This is a genomic window from Geitlerinema sp. PCC 7407, assembly GCF_000317045.1.
Taxonomy (GTDB): Bacteria; Cyanobacteriota; Cyanobacteriia; order PCC-7407; family PCC-7407; genus PCC-7407.
Genome location: NC_019703.1, coordinates 948,799 through 961,650, shown reverse-complemented (window position 1 = coordinate 961,650; position 12,852 = coordinate 948,799). Strand labels below are relative to the sequence as shown.

Below are 12,852 nucleotides of genomic sequence, written 5' to 3'. Positions count from 1 at the left end.
CTACGAGACAGTGGACTACTCGCAAACCACTCTGGTGAGCGCTTTCCTAGACGCGGCGTCTCTTGGGAGGGCGGCAGCCGTTGTGGGGGATCGGGGTTACATCACGGATGAGCGTGATTTCCAAACCTGCTCCCTGGAGGGCACGGATTGCAGTTTCTCGACCTGCGCCGGGACCGCTGACCATGACTTCGATTTGACGCATCCCTTGGTCAGTTGCTCGGCGAGCAGCGCTCTCGGAGGCTGTTTGGGCAGCAAAGGGAGTTCCCTTTTTCGCACCCTTGAAGCCACTCGATCCAGCTGAGGCCCAGGAGATGACCTCTCCATTCGGAGCGGTGATGGTTACAATCGTGTTGTTGAAGGTGGACTGGATGTGGGCAACGCCGCTAGGAACATTGCGCTTTTGCTTTTTAGCTCCAGTCTTTTTTGTTTGTCGCGCCATATCTCTTTTCTTTGTCGCTTCTATGGAGAACTCACCGACACTTGGTGACAATCTGAAATTAGCTAGCCAGAAGTGATGCTAAGAGCTTTACTTCTTGGTTGCTTTCTTCTTGCCAGCGACCGTTCTGCGGGTACCCCGACGGGTCCGGGCGTTTGTTCTGGTTCTCTGTCCCCGAACTGGTAGACCCATGCGATGGCGACGGCCACGATAGGTACCAATGTCCATGAGACGCTTGATGTTCATGGCTTCCCAGCGTCGCAGATCCCCTTCAACTTGGTAGCCTTCCTCAATGGCAGCGCGCAGGGCGGCCACTTCGGCATCGCTTAGATCTTTGACGCGAGTGTCCGGACTTACTCCGGTGTCTTGCAAGATTTTCTGAGAACGACTCAGACCAATTCCGTAGATGTAAGTCAGACCAATCTCGACCCGCTTGTCTCGAGGAAGGTCGACCCCAGCAATCCGTGCCACGCTTCTCTACTCCCTACTGATGAACGTTTATGCTAGGCGGCTATTCTGGCTGCAAGAAGGATGACTTCGTTAGTATTAGGGTTATCAACTAACGGCTTTGTCTATCCTTCAAAGTTAAGAGCTCTATCCCTGACGCTGCTTGTGCTTGGGGTTCGAGCAGATGACCATGACGCGACCGCGGCGCCGGATGACGCGGCATTTCTCACAAATTTTGCGAACGGATGCTCGTACTTTCATGCCTTACTTTGGCAATACTACAAAACCGATATTATATCAAGTTTTTATATTTTTGCGCAAGAAGCCAAGCATTATTCTCAAAGAGAAGTGGTTTACTTTTTGCGCAAACGGTAGGTGATTCTGCCTTTTGTTAGGTCGTAGGGGGTTAGCTCTACTTTGACGCGATCGCCGGGCAGAATTTTGATATAGTTGCGGCGAATTTTGCCTGAGATATGCGCCAGGACGTTGAAGCCGTTGTCGAGATCCACTCGAAACATGGCGTTAGGCAAGGATTCCGTAACGGTTCCTTCCATTTCAATAAGGTCTTGTTTAGACAAGGGTTTCTCCTTTGACGAAATAAGCCAGCTGATTTAGTCACAAAGCTGGGGCAGCATAGTCGACTCTAATCTAACGCAGCTACCCCTTGACGCTTTATGAATTTAGCTTATCGAATTCTCAGCAACCTTTTTTAGGCAATTTGCTTTGGGGCCTGGATCGCTTGCTTCAAGGAGGACGTCACGGCGTCTAATGGCTGATTCCCATTTACGGGGATAAGGTTGCGATCGCTGTAGAAGTCAATCACGGGAGCTGTTTGCTCACGGTAGACCTCTAGGCGTCGGCGGATGACGTCTTCAGCATCATCTTTACGACCGCGGGCGAGCATTCGCTGGACCAAGACATCATCAGGGGTGTCTAGGTTCACCACGCAGTCGTAGTGCTGATTTAGAGAAGCCAGCATTTGATCGAGGGCGATCGCCTGAGGCACATTCCGCGGAAAGCCATCTAGAATCCACCCGGAAGCAGCATCTGCTTGCGTGAGGCGCTCCTTCATCATGTCCAAAATGAGCTGGTCTGGTACCAATTCCCCTTGGTCCATGTAGGCTTGGGCTTGTTGTCCCAAAGGAGTTCCCTGAGAGACGGCTGCTCGCAGCAAGTCACCGGTCGAAATATGGGGAACTTCAAAGGAGGCAGCCAGGATTTGCGCCTGAGTACCCTTACCAGCGCCCGGAGGCCCCAAGAAAATTAGTCTCGTCACTACTGTTTCACCATTCCTTCATACCGTTGCGAGATCACGTAGGTCTGAATTTGTTTGGCAGTGTCAATTGCCACGCCTACTAGGATCAGCAACGAAGTCGCGCCTAAACCCTGGAAAGTGCGAACCCGAGTTGCACTTTCGACTGCCGTAGGGATGATTGCCACCATTCCCAAAAAGATGGCTCCCAGGAAAGTCAGACGGTTTAGAACTCGCTCAACATATTCGCTTGTGGCCTTACCTGGGCGAATACCAGGGATGCTGGCTCCCATTTTCTTCAGGTTCTGGGCCATATCGACTGGGTTAACAATCAGCGAGGCGTAGAAGTAACTGAAGAAAAGAATCAGGACCAGATAGAAGGAGACGTAGAGCCAAGGCATTGGGCCGCCGGGACTCAGCGAAAGAGCGATTCGATTGAGCGTCTCGTTCCCCCGGAAGAAGTTATTGGCCAGCGACACCGGCAAAATCAGAACGGCAGATGCAAAAATGATGGGCATCACGCCACCCTGATTGAGGCGCAGAGGCAGATAGCTGCGGCTTTCGGGATAAAGGCGGCGTCCTACCTGGCGACGAGCCGAGACAATGGGAATTCGACGCGTCCCTTCTTGGACGAAGACGATGCCCACAATCATGACGAGAAACACCAGCAGAAGGATCACGATCCCCCCAACGGTGCTGCGATCGCCACTTTGCGCCAGCTCGATCGTTTGGCCCAGAGAGCGTGGTAGAGAAGACACAATGTTCAAGAAGATGAGCAATGATGCCCCATTCCCGACGCCTTGCTCCGTAATGAGTTCACCCACCCACATCACAAACATTGAGCCTGCACAGAGCGCAATCACAGACTCCGCAACAAAGATCGGGCCTGGGTTCTCCGCATAGCGGCTCAGCAAAAAGGCTGAAAGGCCAAAACTTTGCAGCACGGCCCAGCCCAACGCGACGTAGCGCGTAATCTGAGAAATTTTTCGTCGCCCTGCCTCCCCTTCATTCTTTTGCAGATCTTCTAGCGCTGGCAAAGCAGCCGTTAGAAGCTGAAGAATAATCGAGGCGTTAATGTAGGGCAGAATACCCAATGCAAAAATGCCAAGAGTCGAGAGACCACCCCCGACAAATACATCCAGAAAACCGATTACACCTCCAAAATTATTGTTTTGGAGGTCTGCAGAAAAGGCTGCTCGATCAATTCCAGGCACCGGCAAGAAAATGCCAAGGCGCACTAGAATCAATAATCCAATAGTCAAAAGCAGACGGCTTCTAAGGCCGGCTGCCTGTGCCATCTGCAAAAATGTTTCCTGAGCACTTGGGGCTTTGTCTCGACCTACGATCATGATTTAGATCCCTTCTCCACTGTTGCTCTCAGCAAAAGCAAGAATTACAGAACAGAACCTTACTTCTGCTGAGGAACGATTGTTTAGCTTGTGCAGACACAGCGGTGAAGCGGCTTTATTTAAGCAACAACTTCACAGCTACCGCCAGCAGCTTCGATTTTAGACTGTGCTGATTTGGTAAAAGCAGCAGCCTGGACTCTGAGAGCAACCCCTAAGTCACCATTGCCAAGAACCTTCAGGGGACCTTTGGTCGCCGTCAAGATACCCGCTTCCAGCAAGGAAGACAGGGTTACTTCTGCATTTGCGGGTAGAGAAGCAAGTTGGCTGACGTTGATCGTAGTGTACTGTTTGGGATTGATGACCGTAAAGTGCTTCAGCTTGGGGATACGGCGGTACAGGGGCATTTGACCCCCTTCAAATCCAGGCCGGGTACCACTACCCGAACGAGACTTTTGACCACGCATACCGAAACCACAGCTAGCACCCTGGCCGGCAGAAATACCTCGACCCACTCGGCGGCGGCGCTTGCGAGAGCCTTCTTGCGGTTGAGCGTCTTGCAATCTCATGATGAAGAACTCTTAGTTAGACAGGACAAGTCAAATAGCGAGGGCTATTTAGATGTAGAGCTTCTCGATGGAGACTCCACGCTCCTCCGCAACTTCGGAGAAGGTACGCAGGGTCGCCAGGGCATCAACGGCTGCACGAGCGTTGTTGAGCGGGTTGCTTGATCCTAGCTGCTTTGCCAGGATGTTGCGGACGCCGGCCAACTCGAGGACGGTTCGAACAGCACCACCGGCAATTACACCGGTACCAGGAGCGGCAGGGCGCATCATGACTTTTGCACCACCTGCAGCCCCTTTCACGGGGTGAGGGATAGAGTTGCTCTTGCTGAGGGGCACATCAACGAGATGCTTCTTGCCATCAGCAACGCCTTTGCGGACAGCGCCAATCACGTCGCTGGCCTTACCAACACCAACGCCAACCTGGCCACGCTCGTTGCCCACAATCACGATGGCGCGGAAGCTGAGCTTCTTACCACCTTTGACAACCTTGGTCACCCGGCGAATTTGAACAACACGCTCTTGCCAATCGGTTTCTTTTTCGCGGCTGCGGTTGCTTTTACGACGATTCGTCATAATGCTTTCCTTACTCGTTCTCAACTGCCAAGGTTTAGAAGTCTAGCCCAGCTTCACGAGCGGCCTCTGCCAGGGCTTTGACGCGTCCGTGGTAGAGGTTACCACCGCGATCGAAGACAACTTGATTGACGCCTTTTTCGATTAGGCGCTCTGCAACCAATTTGCCAACAACGCCAGAGGCTTCGCAGGTGGATCCAGTCTCAAACTGCGATCGCAGGGCCGGTTCGACAGTGGAGGCTGACGCAATGGTTTGCTGCTGCACATCGTCGATCGCTTGAACGTAGATGTGCTGATTGGAGCGGAAAACAGCCAGACGAGGGCGCTCTGCCGTTCCTGAAAGTTTCCGTCGGACGCGCTGATGTCTGCGACGTACCGACTCTTTCCGACTCATCTTCATGACTTACTTCTTCCCTGCTTTACCAGCCTTACGTCGAACCACCTCACCGGCATAGCGAATTCCCTTACCCTTATAGGGCTCAGGCGGACGCACAGCTCGAATACTGGCCGCGATGTTGCCGACCGCTTCTTTGTCAAAACCGCTAACAATCACGTTGGTGTTGTTCTCAACGGCCAACTGCACACCCTCAGGCGGTTCAATATTGACCTGGTGGCTATAGCCGACGTTCAGAATTAAGTTACGGCCTTGGACTTGGGCACGATAACCAACACCTTGGATCTCAAGACGCTTTTGGAACCCCTGGGAGACACCTTCCACCATGTTGGACAGAAGGGTCCGACAGAGTCCGTGGCGCTCCCGGGCAACTCGGGATTCGTCCCGACGCTTCACCAGAATGGTTTCTCCGTCTTGTTCAAAGACAACACCAGCAGGGAAAGTTCTCGAAAGTTCACCTTTCGGCCCTTTCACGGTGATGCTTTGACCGCTGATCGAGACGGTTACTTTAGCCGGGATACTAATTGGACGCTTTCCGATGCGAGACATGACTGAATTACTCCTAACTGTTTGAGGTGCCGATCCGAAACCAGAGGTCAACACCCTGGCCAATTAAAATTTCAGTGCGGCTACCAAACATAACAGAGGACTTCACCACCGAGCCCTTGTCTACGGGCATCCCGGTCAGTCATGATGCCGCTGGAGGTCGAAATAATCGCGATCCCAATGCCCCCCAAAACGCGAGGCAGCTCTTTGCGGTTTGAGTACACCCGCAGACCTGGCTTACTGACTCGCTTCAGGGCCGTAATGATGGGACGACGATTTCTGCCTCTGTATTTCAGCGAAATGACCAGATTTCGCTTTGGTTCGTCGCCTGATTCTTCAAAATCAACAATGAAGCCTTCGTCCTTGAGCACTTGCGCAATGCTGCGCGTGAGCTTGGTAGACGGAACTTCAGTGGTCTGGTGACGCGCGAGGTTCGCGTTGCGAATGCGCGTCAGCATGTCTGCAATCGTATCGTTAGCCGCCATAGTCTTCTCTCTATGAAACTGCCTCAGTTATCCCGGAAGGGCATACCTAATTCTTTTAATAAGGCGCGGCCCTCTTCATCGGTGTTTGCAGTGGTGACAATGGAAATATCGAAACCGCGAATTTGGTCGATATCGTCGTAGCTGATTTCTGGGAAGATCAGTTGTTCCCGCACACCTAGGGTGTAGTTGCCGCGACCATCAAAGCTCTTGGGACTAACGCCTCGAAAGTCTCGAATCCGGGGAAGGGCGAGGTTGATGAGGCGATCGAGAAATGCGTTCATACGCTCACGCCGGAGGGTGACCATGATACCAATGGGCATACCCTGGCGGATTTTGAAACCTGCGATCGCCTGTTTGGCGCGCGTTACCACCGGCTTTTGACCCGTGATCACTGCAATCTCAGTCAGAGATGATTCCAGGGCCTTAGCATTTTGTGCTGCCTCCCCAAGGCCTCGGTTTACCGTCACCTTGATCACCTTAGGAACTTGGTGAATGTTCTGGTAACCGAACTGTGCCTGAAGCTTAGGCACGACCGTCTGTTCGTAGAGCTCTTTGATGCGTTGACCTGTCATAGTTTTTAGATCTGTGGAATCCCTGGTCTTTGTCAGGGGTTGAAGGTGTGTCTAGAACACTCAAGCGATCAGGGCTAGCTGCAAGCTAGTCAATGATTTCGCCGGTTTTCTTCAGCATCCGCACCTTGCGACCGTCCTCGGTAAAGGTGTACGCAATGCGGCTGGCAACCTTTTGCTTGGTGGAGTACAGCATCACTTTAGAGCTGTAGATCGGGGCTTCTTGGGTAACGATTTGACCGGATTCACCCTCCTGGCGAGGCTTGACATGCTTCGTGCGAATGTTGACGCCCTTCACAATGACCTTGCCTTCTTGGGGAATTGCTTTTAAAACTTCCCCAACCGTGCCTTTGTCCTTGCCAGAAATGACTTGGACCGTGTCACCTTTCTTGACATGCATGGAAGCCGGACGATTTTGGCGCTTATCTGCCATTTAGAGAACCTCCGGAGCCAAAGATACAATCTTGGTGAAGTTTTTGTCGCGCAGCTCACGGGCTACAGGACCGAAAACACGCGTCCCTTTCGGGTTACCGTCTGCGTTGATGATCACGGCGGCGTTGTCATCAAAGCGGATGCTCATACCGCTGTCGCGACGCAGACCCTTGCGAGTCCGAACGATCACCGCTCGCACAACGTCAGACTTCTTGATCGCCATGTTGGGGATGGCGTCCTTAACAACGGCAATAATGACATCGCCAACGCCAGCGTAGCGACGGTTGCCGCCCAGCACGCGAATGCACATCAGCTTTCGAGCGCCGCTATTGTCGGCAACATTCAAGTAAGTTTCTTGCTGAATCACAGTTACCTTTCCTCCGCCTTATACGTTGGTGGCAGTGGTAATGATGTCCGTCACGATCCAGCGCTTGGTGCGGCTCAGGGGACGTGTTTCGGAAATGCGGACGCGATCGCCCGTGCGGCAACGATTTTCCTCATCGTGTGCCTTGTAGTGCTTGGTCTTGACGACAATCTTGCCGTATTTGGGGTGGGGAGCTCGGTTTTCGACCGCCACCACAACGGTTTTATCCATCTTGTCGCTGATAACCAGCCCCACTCTCTCTTTGGTTGCCATTGGACTTTACTCCTCGGATGAACTGGGGGTTGTCGCCTTTAGCTGGCGCTCATGCTCAACCGTCATCAGTTGAGACAAGCGGTGGCGTGCATGCTTAAACAGATGAGGCTTGACCTCTTGGCGAGTTGCCACCTGCATTCTGAGTTCAAACAGCTGACGCTTGACAGCAACAATCTCATCAGCGAGCTCTTGATCGCTTAGCTGGGTGAATTCGCTAATTTTGGAAAGAGGCATAGTTTACGACTGCTCCACTTCACGCGCAAGAAACTTGGTTTTGATGGGCAACTTGAAGGAAGCAAGACGCATAGCCTCGCGAGCAGTCGCTTCAGGTACACCCCCAATCTCAAAGAGAATCCGGCCGGGCTTGACAACCGCTACCCAAAATTCTGGGTTACCCTTACCAGAACCCATCCGGGTTTCTGCGGGACGCATCGTGACAGGCTTATCCGGAAACACGCGGATCCAGATTTTGCCGCCCCGACGGATGTAGCGGGTCATCGCACGTCGGCTAGCCTCGATTTGGCGGGAGGTGATCCAGGCAGGCTCAAGGGCTTGCAGTGCGAAATCGCCGAAGTTCAGCTCGTTGCCACGGGTTGCTTGACCCCGCATACGTCCGCGCTGCTGTTTGCGGAATTTAGTTCGTCTTGGACTTAACATGACTAATCACAAGTTGTGGCTATAACGTTTCTTCCTGGAGGCAGCAACTTGAGAGCCGCAAACAGTTAGTTATCGTTGGAACGATCTTCAAACTGTTGGCGACGGCGCTGCGATTGGCGACGACGCGGCTGATTGCTGGGCGGCGCTGCAACTTCTTCTTGGCCAGGAATAATTTCGCCTTTGAAGACCCAGGTTTTGATACCCAAGACACCGTAGGTAGTTTGGGCAGTGCAGTAGGCGTAGTCGATGTCAGCCCGTAGGGTATGCAGGGGCACGCGACCTTCGCGAGTCCACTCGGTCCGAGCGATTTCAGCCCCATTCAGACGGCCGCTCACCTGGACCTTGATGCCTTGTACACCAGCTCGCTGGGCACGCTGCATGGCTTGACGAACGACGCGGCGGAAAGAAACCCGGCGCTCAAGCTGCTGAGCAATGTACTCAGAGATGAGGGCAGCATCTGCATCGACGCGCGCTACTTCAACGACGTTGATGCGAATTTGGCGATCGCCATTATGAAGAAGATCCTGGAGGCCGGTACGCAGATTTTCGATACCGCTGCCGCCACGACCCACAACAACGCCGGGACGAGCCGTTCTAACTTCTAGATCGATTTGGTCAGCTTTCCGCTCGATGCGAACTTCAGAGATTCCCGCATTGCTGAGGTTTTTCTGGACATAAGACCGAATCTTGGAGTCTTCTTGCAGAAGCTCAGGATAGCGGTCAAAGTCGGCAAACCAGCGAGAACGGTGCTCTTTAGTAACGCCGAGACGGAAACCAGTTGGATGAATCTTTTGTCCCACGGATGAGTCCTCTCGTATACAAGCAATGAAAGAGTATGGGTTAGAAAGCTGCTAGCTAAACCTTGCGCGATTCACACCGGACGCTAGGCCTTTTCCCCAGGACTCACCACAACGGTGACGTGGCAGGTCGGACGGCGAATTTGATAAGCCCGTCCTTGCGCTCTGGGGCGGAAGCGCTTCAGCGTCGGTCCCTGATCAGCAAAGGCCTTGCTGACGAACAACGACGCCGGGTCAAGGCCTTCGTTGTGTTCAGCATTGGCAACCGCAGAGCGCAGCACCTTCAAGATGGGTTCACACGCCCGGTAAGGCATGAACTCCAAAATGATCAATGCTTCCCGGTAAGAACGTCCCCGAATTTGGTCCAGGACCCGCCGCACCTTTCTCGGTGACATGCGAATGTACCGAGCGATCGCTTTAACTTCTGTTCTTGTATCAACAGCCATAAACTTCTCCTTCAGCTATCAGCAAATGCGAGCCAACGAAACCTTTGCGGACCCGGCTGATGGCCTGTCGTTTTCTATCGACGAGCTTTCTTGTCACTCTTGGCGTGACCCCGGAACGTACGGGTCGGGGCAAACTCACCAAGCTTGTGTCCTACCATCTGCTCGGTCACGTAAACCGGCACATGCTGACGGCCATTGTGAACCGCGATCGTGTGACCAATCATGTTGGGGATGATGGTCGAGGCACGGGACCAGGTCTTGATAACCTGCTTATCTCCCTTAGCGTTCATGGCCTCAATTTTTCGCATCAAATGATCTGCGACAAAAGGGCCTTTTTTCAAGGAACGAGACATGACTTTGCTAACCCACTGGTTTTTGCAATCGTTACAACAGCTTCGGCGACTGGCCGAATACAGAATGACCGGCAGTCAAGTGCCCTAAGAATCGCGACCACCACGACCGCGCTTGGAAGAGCGGCGACGACGGCGAACGATGAGGCTGTCGCTCTGCTTTTTCTTCTTGCGGGTCTTGTAGCCCAAAGCAGGCTTACCCCAAGGCGTAACAGGGCCGCTACGACCGATAGGAGCGCGACCTTCACCACCACCGTGGGGGTGATCGACAGGGTTCATGACGCTACCGCGAACTTCCGGACGACGTCCTTTCCAGCGCTTGCGTCCAGCCTTACCGAAGCTGGTATTACGAACGTCAGCATTGCCCACTTGGCCAATGGTGGCGTAGCAGTCCCGGCGGATTCGGCGAACTTCTCCAGAAGGGAGCTTCACCAAGACAAAGTCACCCTCTTTCGCGACTACCTGGGCAGAAGCACCAGCAGCGCGAACAATTTGGCCACCCTTACCCGGCACTAGCTCCACGTTGTGGACGCTGGTACCCAGGGGGATATTGGCGAGGGGAAGAGCATTACCAATTTCAATGGGAGAGTCGGGGCCCGACTGAATGACGGTGCCGACTGCCAAGTTGTTGGGATGCAGGATGTAGCGCTTTTCGCCGTCGAGGTAATGGAGCAAGGCGATGCGTGCGTTGCGGTTGGGATCGTATTCGATCGAGGCAACCTTCGCAGGCACAGAGCGCTTGTCGCGACGGAAATCAATGACACGGTACAGACGCTTGTGGCCACCGCCGCGGTGGCGGCAGGTGATAACACCTCGGTTGTTGCGTCCTTTGGGGCGGTGAACGGAACGAGTTAGCGACTTTTCAGGCTCGCTACGTGTGATTTCGCTGAAGTCAGCGTCAGACCGCTCACGGGTGCCAGGGGTATATGGCCGGTAAATACGGATGCCCATAACTCAATCTCGTTGACTGCACTGCTAAACCGTTGTCAGAGAAAGCACTCAATGGGGTGCTTAGACTTCTGGGAACAACGTGATGGAGTCGCCTTCTGCCAGGGTGACAATGGCGCGCTTGCACTGAGCACGATGGCCCACAAAGCGGCCGACTCGACGCTGTTTGCGGGGAGGACGCTGGGTGCTGATCCCGGTCACTTTCACGCTAAACAGGCTTTCAATCGCGGCTTTGATTTCAGGCTTTGTGGCCTTGGGCATCACTTCGAAGGTGTACTGGTTGTTTTCCAGTAGGCGCACGGCTTTTTCAGTGACGATGGGACGGCGCACAATGTCTGCATAGTCACGTGCTTCGAACTTACTCACCGTATACCTCCTGGATTTTTGCTAGGGCCGTGGTCGTGGTGACGATCTTGTCGGCGGCCAGCAAGTCAAAAACATTCAGATTCGTTGCGGAAATGAGCTTGAGGTTCGCAACGTTTCGAGCCGACAGATAAACGGTCTCGTTTCGCTCGGAGACGATCAAGAGAACTTTGGAGTCAGCGCCAACGCCCCAGCGAGCGATCGCCGACATGAGTTCCTTGGTCTTGGGCTGAGCCAGCTTATCTGCAAACTCTTCGACCACGATCAGGTCTTCAGAGCGGCTTTGGAAGGCAGTCCGCAGAGCCAGTCGGCGCTCTTTGCGGTTCATCTTGACGCTGTAATCTCTGGGCTTGGGTCCAAAGATCACGCCGCCGCCCCGCCAGAGGGGAGAACGGTTAGAACCGGCGCGGGCGCGACCAGTCCCTTTTTGACGCCAGGGCTTGCGACCACCACCGCTCACTTCAGCGCGGGTCTTGGTGGAAGCAGTGCCTTGACGGGCATTTGCCATTTGACGCACAAGGGCGCGGTGAACGATGTGGGCTGCTGTTTCTTCTTTTGCAACTTTGAGATCTAGCGAGGCTTGCCCAACTTCTTGTCCTTGCCAGTCTCGAACTACGCAATTAACCATCTTTAATACCCTGTCCTGTAGCCTCTTTTTTGACGCCAATGCTGAGAGAGGCGCTACATACAGCCTGTCTAGGCGCGACCGACCAATTTCGCCGGTGCAATGCTCAGCAGCGCGCCGGTCTTACCGGGCACAGCGCCTTGAATGAGAATCAGGTTGCGCTCAGCGTCAACTCGCACCACGGTGAGCTTTTTGATTGTCACTTGGGAACCGCCGAGACGACCCGCCATGCGCTTACCGGGGTAGACGCGTCCAGGGGTCGTACCTGCACCGGTGGAACCGGGCAGACGGTGGTTCTTAGAACCGTGGGCCATGGGGCCTCGCTTGAAGTTGTGACGCTTTTGGTAGCCGGCAAAGCCTTTACCGATGCTGGTACCGGTCACGTCAACAATTTGTCCAGCGGAGAAGGTGTCTGCCCCAAGAGACTGGCCGAGTTGGAACTGGCTGGAGTCGTCAGCACGATACTCTTTCAAATGACGCAGAGCTGGCGCTTCTGCTTTTTTGAGGTGGCCCAGTTCAGGCTTAGACAGTGCTTTTTCCTTGACTTCGTTGTAGCCAAGCTGGATGGCGTTATAGCCATCCGTTTCTTTGGTTTTGACTTGCGTAACAATGCAAGGACCGGCCTGAATAACGGTCACAGGAATCGCTCTTCCTGCTTCGTCAAAGACTTGGGTCATGCCAAGTTTGGTCCCGAGAATACCGACGGACACGGCAACTGGTCTCCCTTTTCATACACACTACAAAAGCGCTGGGTTTTAGTTGCTGATTGTCAGCGAAACCCAGCCCCACAGTTTTGAGCCAACCAGCATTGGAGTACAGGTTGACAAACTGTCAGCCACAAGGGCTTGATCTGGATGGATTACCAGGCGGCAAGGCCGCTTGGCTCTCGTGTTGAGGTCCCTTCTCCTGAGTCGACTGAACGGTTCAGGTTGGGGGTTTTCAACTCCACAAACAGGCTGGCGAAGACAGGGCCTCAGCAATCTGCG

General features: G+C 53.8%; 24 protein-coding genes. All 24 read right to left on the bottom strand.

Going from position 1 to position 12,852, the window contains the following annotated elements:
* Nucleotides 1–46: 46 nt before the first annotated feature.
* On the bottom strand, nucleotides 47–439 hold the full coding sequence (gene rpsK, locus GEI7407_RS04130) for a 30S ribosomal protein S11 (RefSeq protein WP_015170869.1): 393 nt from the start codon (nucleotides 437–439) through the stop codon (nucleotides 47–49).
* 87 nt (nucleotides 440–526) lie between these two features.
* On the bottom strand, nucleotides 527–907 hold the full coding sequence (gene rpsM, locus GEI7407_RS04125) for a 30S ribosomal protein S13 (protein WP_015170868.1): 381 nt from the start codon (nucleotides 905–907) through the stop codon (nucleotides 527–529).
* 123 nt (nucleotides 908–1,030) lie between these two features.
* Nucleotides 1,031–1,144, bottom strand: coding sequence for a 50S ribosomal protein L36 (gene rpmJ, locus GEI7407_RS19865; RefSeq protein WP_071782548.1), 114 nt, complete (start codon nucleotides 1,142–1,144; stop codon nucleotides 1,031–1,033).
* Between the two features lie 92 nt (nucleotides 1,145–1,236).
* Nucleotides 1,237–1,461: a translation initiation factor IF-1 gene (gene infA / locus GEI7407_RS04120; protein ID WP_006276978.1), complete on the bottom strand. Its 225-nt coding sequence runs from the start codon at nucleotides 1,459–1,461 to the stop codon at nucleotides 1,237–1,239.
* A 131-nt stretch (nucleotides 1,462–1,592) separates the two neighbouring features.
* Nucleotides 1,593–2,159: an adenylate kinase gene (locus GEI7407_RS04115; protein WP_015170867.1), complete on the bottom strand. Its 567-nt coding sequence runs from the start codon at nucleotides 2,157–2,159 to the stop codon at nucleotides 1,593–1,595.
* Nucleotides 2,159–3,484 carry a preprotein translocase subunit SecY gene (gene secY, locus GEI7407_RS04110; RefSeq protein ID WP_015170866.1) on the bottom strand — a complete coding sequence of 442 codons (1,326 nt, stop codon included), beginning with the start codon at nucleotides 3,482–3,484 and terminating at the stop codon, nucleotides 2,159–2,161. The genes GEI7407_RS04115 and secY overlap by 1 nt, the downstream gene beginning before the upstream one ends.
* Before the next feature lie 119 nt (nucleotides 3,485–3,603).
* Nucleotides 3,604–4,050: a 50S ribosomal protein L15 gene (gene rplO / locus GEI7407_RS04105; RefSeq protein WP_015170865.1), complete on the bottom strand. Its 447-nt coding sequence runs from the start codon at nucleotides 4,048–4,050 to the stop codon at nucleotides 3,604–3,606.
* A 48-nt stretch (nucleotides 4,051–4,098) separates the two neighbouring features.
* Nucleotides 4,099–4,623, bottom strand: a complete 525-nt coding sequence (gene rpsE / locus GEI7407_RS04100) for a 30S ribosomal protein S5 (RefSeq protein WP_041268676.1) — start codon at nucleotides 4,621–4,623, stop codon at nucleotides 4,099–4,101.
* A gap of 31 nt (nucleotides 4,624–4,654) precedes the next feature.
* Nucleotides 4,655–5,017, bottom strand: a complete 363-nt coding sequence (gene rplR, locus GEI7407_RS04095) for a 50S ribosomal protein L18 (protein ID WP_015170863.1) — start codon at nucleotides 5,015–5,017, stop codon at nucleotides 4,655–4,657.
* Between the two features lie 3 nt (nucleotides 5,018–5,020).
* Nucleotides 5,021–5,560, bottom strand: coding sequence for a 50S ribosomal protein L6 (gene rplF / locus GEI7407_RS04090; RefSeq protein ID WP_015170862.1), 540 nt, complete (start codon nucleotides 5,558–5,560; stop codon nucleotides 5,021–5,023).
* An 80-nt stretch (nucleotides 5,561–5,640) separates the two neighbouring features.
* Nucleotides 5,641–6,042, bottom strand: coding sequence for a 30S ribosomal protein S8 (rpsH, locus tag GEI7407_RS04085; protein WP_015170861.1), 402 nt, complete (start codon nucleotides 6,040–6,042; stop codon nucleotides 5,641–5,643).
* Between the two features lie 23 nt (nucleotides 6,043–6,065).
* Nucleotides 6,066–6,614 carry a 50S ribosomal protein L5 gene (rplE, locus tag GEI7407_RS04080; RefSeq protein ID WP_015170860.1) on the bottom strand — a complete coding sequence of 183 codons (549 nt, stop codon included), beginning with the start codon at nucleotides 6,612–6,614 and terminating at the stop codon, nucleotides 6,066–6,068.
* An 85-nt stretch (nucleotides 6,615–6,699) separates the two neighbouring features.
* The gene (rplX, locus tag GEI7407_RS04075) at nucleotides 6,700–7,044 is read right to left on the bottom strand and encodes a 50S ribosomal protein L24 (RefSeq protein WP_015170859.1); all 345 of its coding nucleotides are present in this window, start codon (nucleotides 7,042–7,044) and stop codon (nucleotides 6,700–6,702) included.
* Nucleotides 7,045–7,410, bottom strand: coding sequence for a 50S ribosomal protein L14 (gene rplN / locus GEI7407_RS04070; RefSeq protein ID WP_015170858.1), 366 nt, complete (start codon nucleotides 7,408–7,410; stop codon nucleotides 7,045–7,047).
* Nucleotides 7,411–7,428: 18 nt separating this feature from the next.
* Nucleotides 7,429–7,680 carry a 30S ribosomal protein S17 gene (gene rpsQ / locus GEI7407_RS04065; RefSeq protein ID WP_015170857.1) on the bottom strand — a complete coding sequence of 84 codons (252 nt, stop codon included), beginning with the start codon at nucleotides 7,678–7,680 and terminating at the stop codon, nucleotides 7,429–7,431.
* A gap of 6 nt (nucleotides 7,681–7,686) precedes the next feature.
* The gene (gene rpmC / locus GEI7407_RS04060; RefSeq protein ID WP_015170856.1) at nucleotides 7,687–7,914 is read right to left on the bottom strand and encodes a 50S ribosomal protein L29; all 228 of its coding nucleotides are present in this window, start codon (nucleotides 7,912–7,914) and stop codon (nucleotides 7,687–7,689) included.
* Between the two features lie 3 nt (nucleotides 7,915–7,917).
* Nucleotides 7,918–8,337 (bottom strand): 50S ribosomal protein L16, encoded by a 420-nt coding sequence (gene rplP, locus GEI7407_RS04055; protein ID WP_015170855.1) that lies wholly within the window; start codon nucleotides 8,335–8,337, stop codon nucleotides 7,918–7,920.
* A gap of 65 nt (nucleotides 8,338–8,402) precedes the next feature.
* Nucleotides 8,403–9,137: a 30S ribosomal protein S3 gene (rpsC, locus tag GEI7407_RS04050; RefSeq protein ID WP_015170854.1), complete on the bottom strand. Its 735-nt coding sequence runs from the start codon at nucleotides 9,135–9,137 to the stop codon at nucleotides 8,403–8,405.
* Between the two features lie 83 nt (nucleotides 9,138–9,220).
* Nucleotides 9,221–9,580, bottom strand: coding sequence for a 50S ribosomal protein L22 (rplV, locus tag GEI7407_RS04045; protein ID WP_015170853.1), 360 nt, complete (start codon nucleotides 9,578–9,580; stop codon nucleotides 9,221–9,223).
* A gap of 74 nt (nucleotides 9,581–9,654) precedes the next feature.
* Nucleotides 9,655–9,933: a 30S ribosomal protein S19 gene (gene rpsS / locus GEI7407_RS04040; protein WP_015170852.1), complete on the bottom strand. Its 279-nt coding sequence runs from the start codon at nucleotides 9,931–9,933 to the stop codon at nucleotides 9,655–9,657.
* 84 nt (nucleotides 9,934–10,017) lie between these two features.
* The gene (gene rplB / locus GEI7407_RS19860) at nucleotides 10,018–10,881 is read right to left on the bottom strand and encodes a 50S ribosomal protein L2 (RefSeq protein WP_015170851.1); all 864 of its coding nucleotides are present in this window, start codon (nucleotides 10,879–10,881) and stop codon (nucleotides 10,018–10,020) included.
* A 60-nt stretch (nucleotides 10,882–10,941) separates the two neighbouring features.
* Entirely contained in the window at nucleotides 10,942–11,244 is a 303-nt protein-coding gene (locus GEI7407_RS04025) for a 50S ribosomal protein L23 (RefSeq protein ID WP_015170850.1), read from the bottom strand.
* On the bottom strand, nucleotides 11,237–11,869 hold the full coding sequence (gene rplD, locus GEI7407_RS04020; RefSeq protein ID WP_015170849.1) for a 50S ribosomal protein L4: 633 nt from the start codon (nucleotides 11,867–11,869) through the stop codon (nucleotides 11,237–11,239). Before rplD ends, GEI7407_RS04025 begins: the two co-directional genes overlap by 8 nt.
* Before the next feature lie 68 nt (nucleotides 11,870–11,937).
* Entirely contained in the window at nucleotides 11,938–12,576 is a 639-nt protein-coding gene (gene rplC / locus GEI7407_RS04015) for a 50S ribosomal protein L3 (RefSeq protein WP_015170848.1), read from the bottom strand.
* Between the last annotated feature and the right edge of the window lie 276 nt (nucleotides 12,577–12,852).

Coding starts and splice junctions, on each gene's coding strand:
- rpsK (WP_015170869.1), bottom strand. CDS start 439: ATGGCGCGACAAACAAAAAAGACTGGAGCTAAAAAGCAAAAGCGCAAT.
- rpmJ (WP_071782548.1), bottom strand. CDS start 1,144: ATGAAAGTACGAGCATCCGTTCGCAAAATTTGTGAGAAATGCCGCGTC.
- secY (WP_015170866.1), bottom strand. CDS start 3,484: ATGATCGTAGGTCGAGACAAAGCCCCAAGTGCTCAGGAAACATTTTTG.
- rplO (WP_015170865.1), bottom strand. CDS start 4,050: ATGAGATTGCAAGACGCTCAACCGCAAGAAGGCTCTCGCAAGCGCCGC.
- rplR (WP_015170863.1), bottom strand. CDS start 5,017: ATGAAGATGAGTCGGAAAGAGTCGGTACGTCGCAGACATCAGCGCGTC.
- rplF (WP_015170862.1), bottom strand. CDS start 5,560: ATGTCTCGCATCGGAAAGCGTCCAATTAGTATCCCGGCTAAAGTAACC.
- rpsH (WP_015170861.1), bottom strand. CDS start 6,042: ATGGCGGCTAACGATACGATTGCAGACATGCTGACGCGCATTCGCAAC.
- rplE (WP_015170860.1), bottom strand. CDS start 6,614: ATGACAGGTCAACGCATCAAAGAGCTCTACGAACAGACGGTCGTGCCT.
- rplX (WP_015170859.1), bottom strand. CDS start 7,044: ATGGCAGATAAGCGCCAAAATCGTCCGGCTTCCATGCATGTCAAGAAA.
- rpsQ (WP_015170857.1), bottom strand. CDS start 7,680: ATGGCAACCAAAGAGAGAGTGGGGCTGGTTATCAGCGACAAGATGGAT.
- rpmC (WP_015170856.1), bottom strand. CDS start 7,914: ATGCCTCTTTCCAAAATTAGCGAATTCACCCAGCTAAGCGATCAAGAG.
- rplP (WP_015170855.1), bottom strand. CDS start 8,337: ATGTTAAGTCCAAGACGAACTAAATTCCGCAAACAGCAGCGCGGACGT.
- rplV (WP_015170853.1), bottom strand. CDS start 9,580: ATGGCTGTTGATACAAGAACAGAAGTTAAAGCGATCGCTCGGTACATT.
- rpsS (WP_015170852.1), bottom strand. CDS start 9,933: ATGTCTCGTTCCTTGAAAAAAGGCCCTTTTGTCGCAGATCATTTGATG.
- rplB (WP_015170851.1), bottom strand. CDS start 10,881: ATGGGCATCCGTATTTACCGGCCATATACCCCTGGCACCCGTGAGCGG.
- rplD (WP_015170849.1), bottom strand. CDS start 11,869: ATGGTTAATTGCGTAGTTCGAGACTGGCAAGGACAAGAAGTTGGGCAA.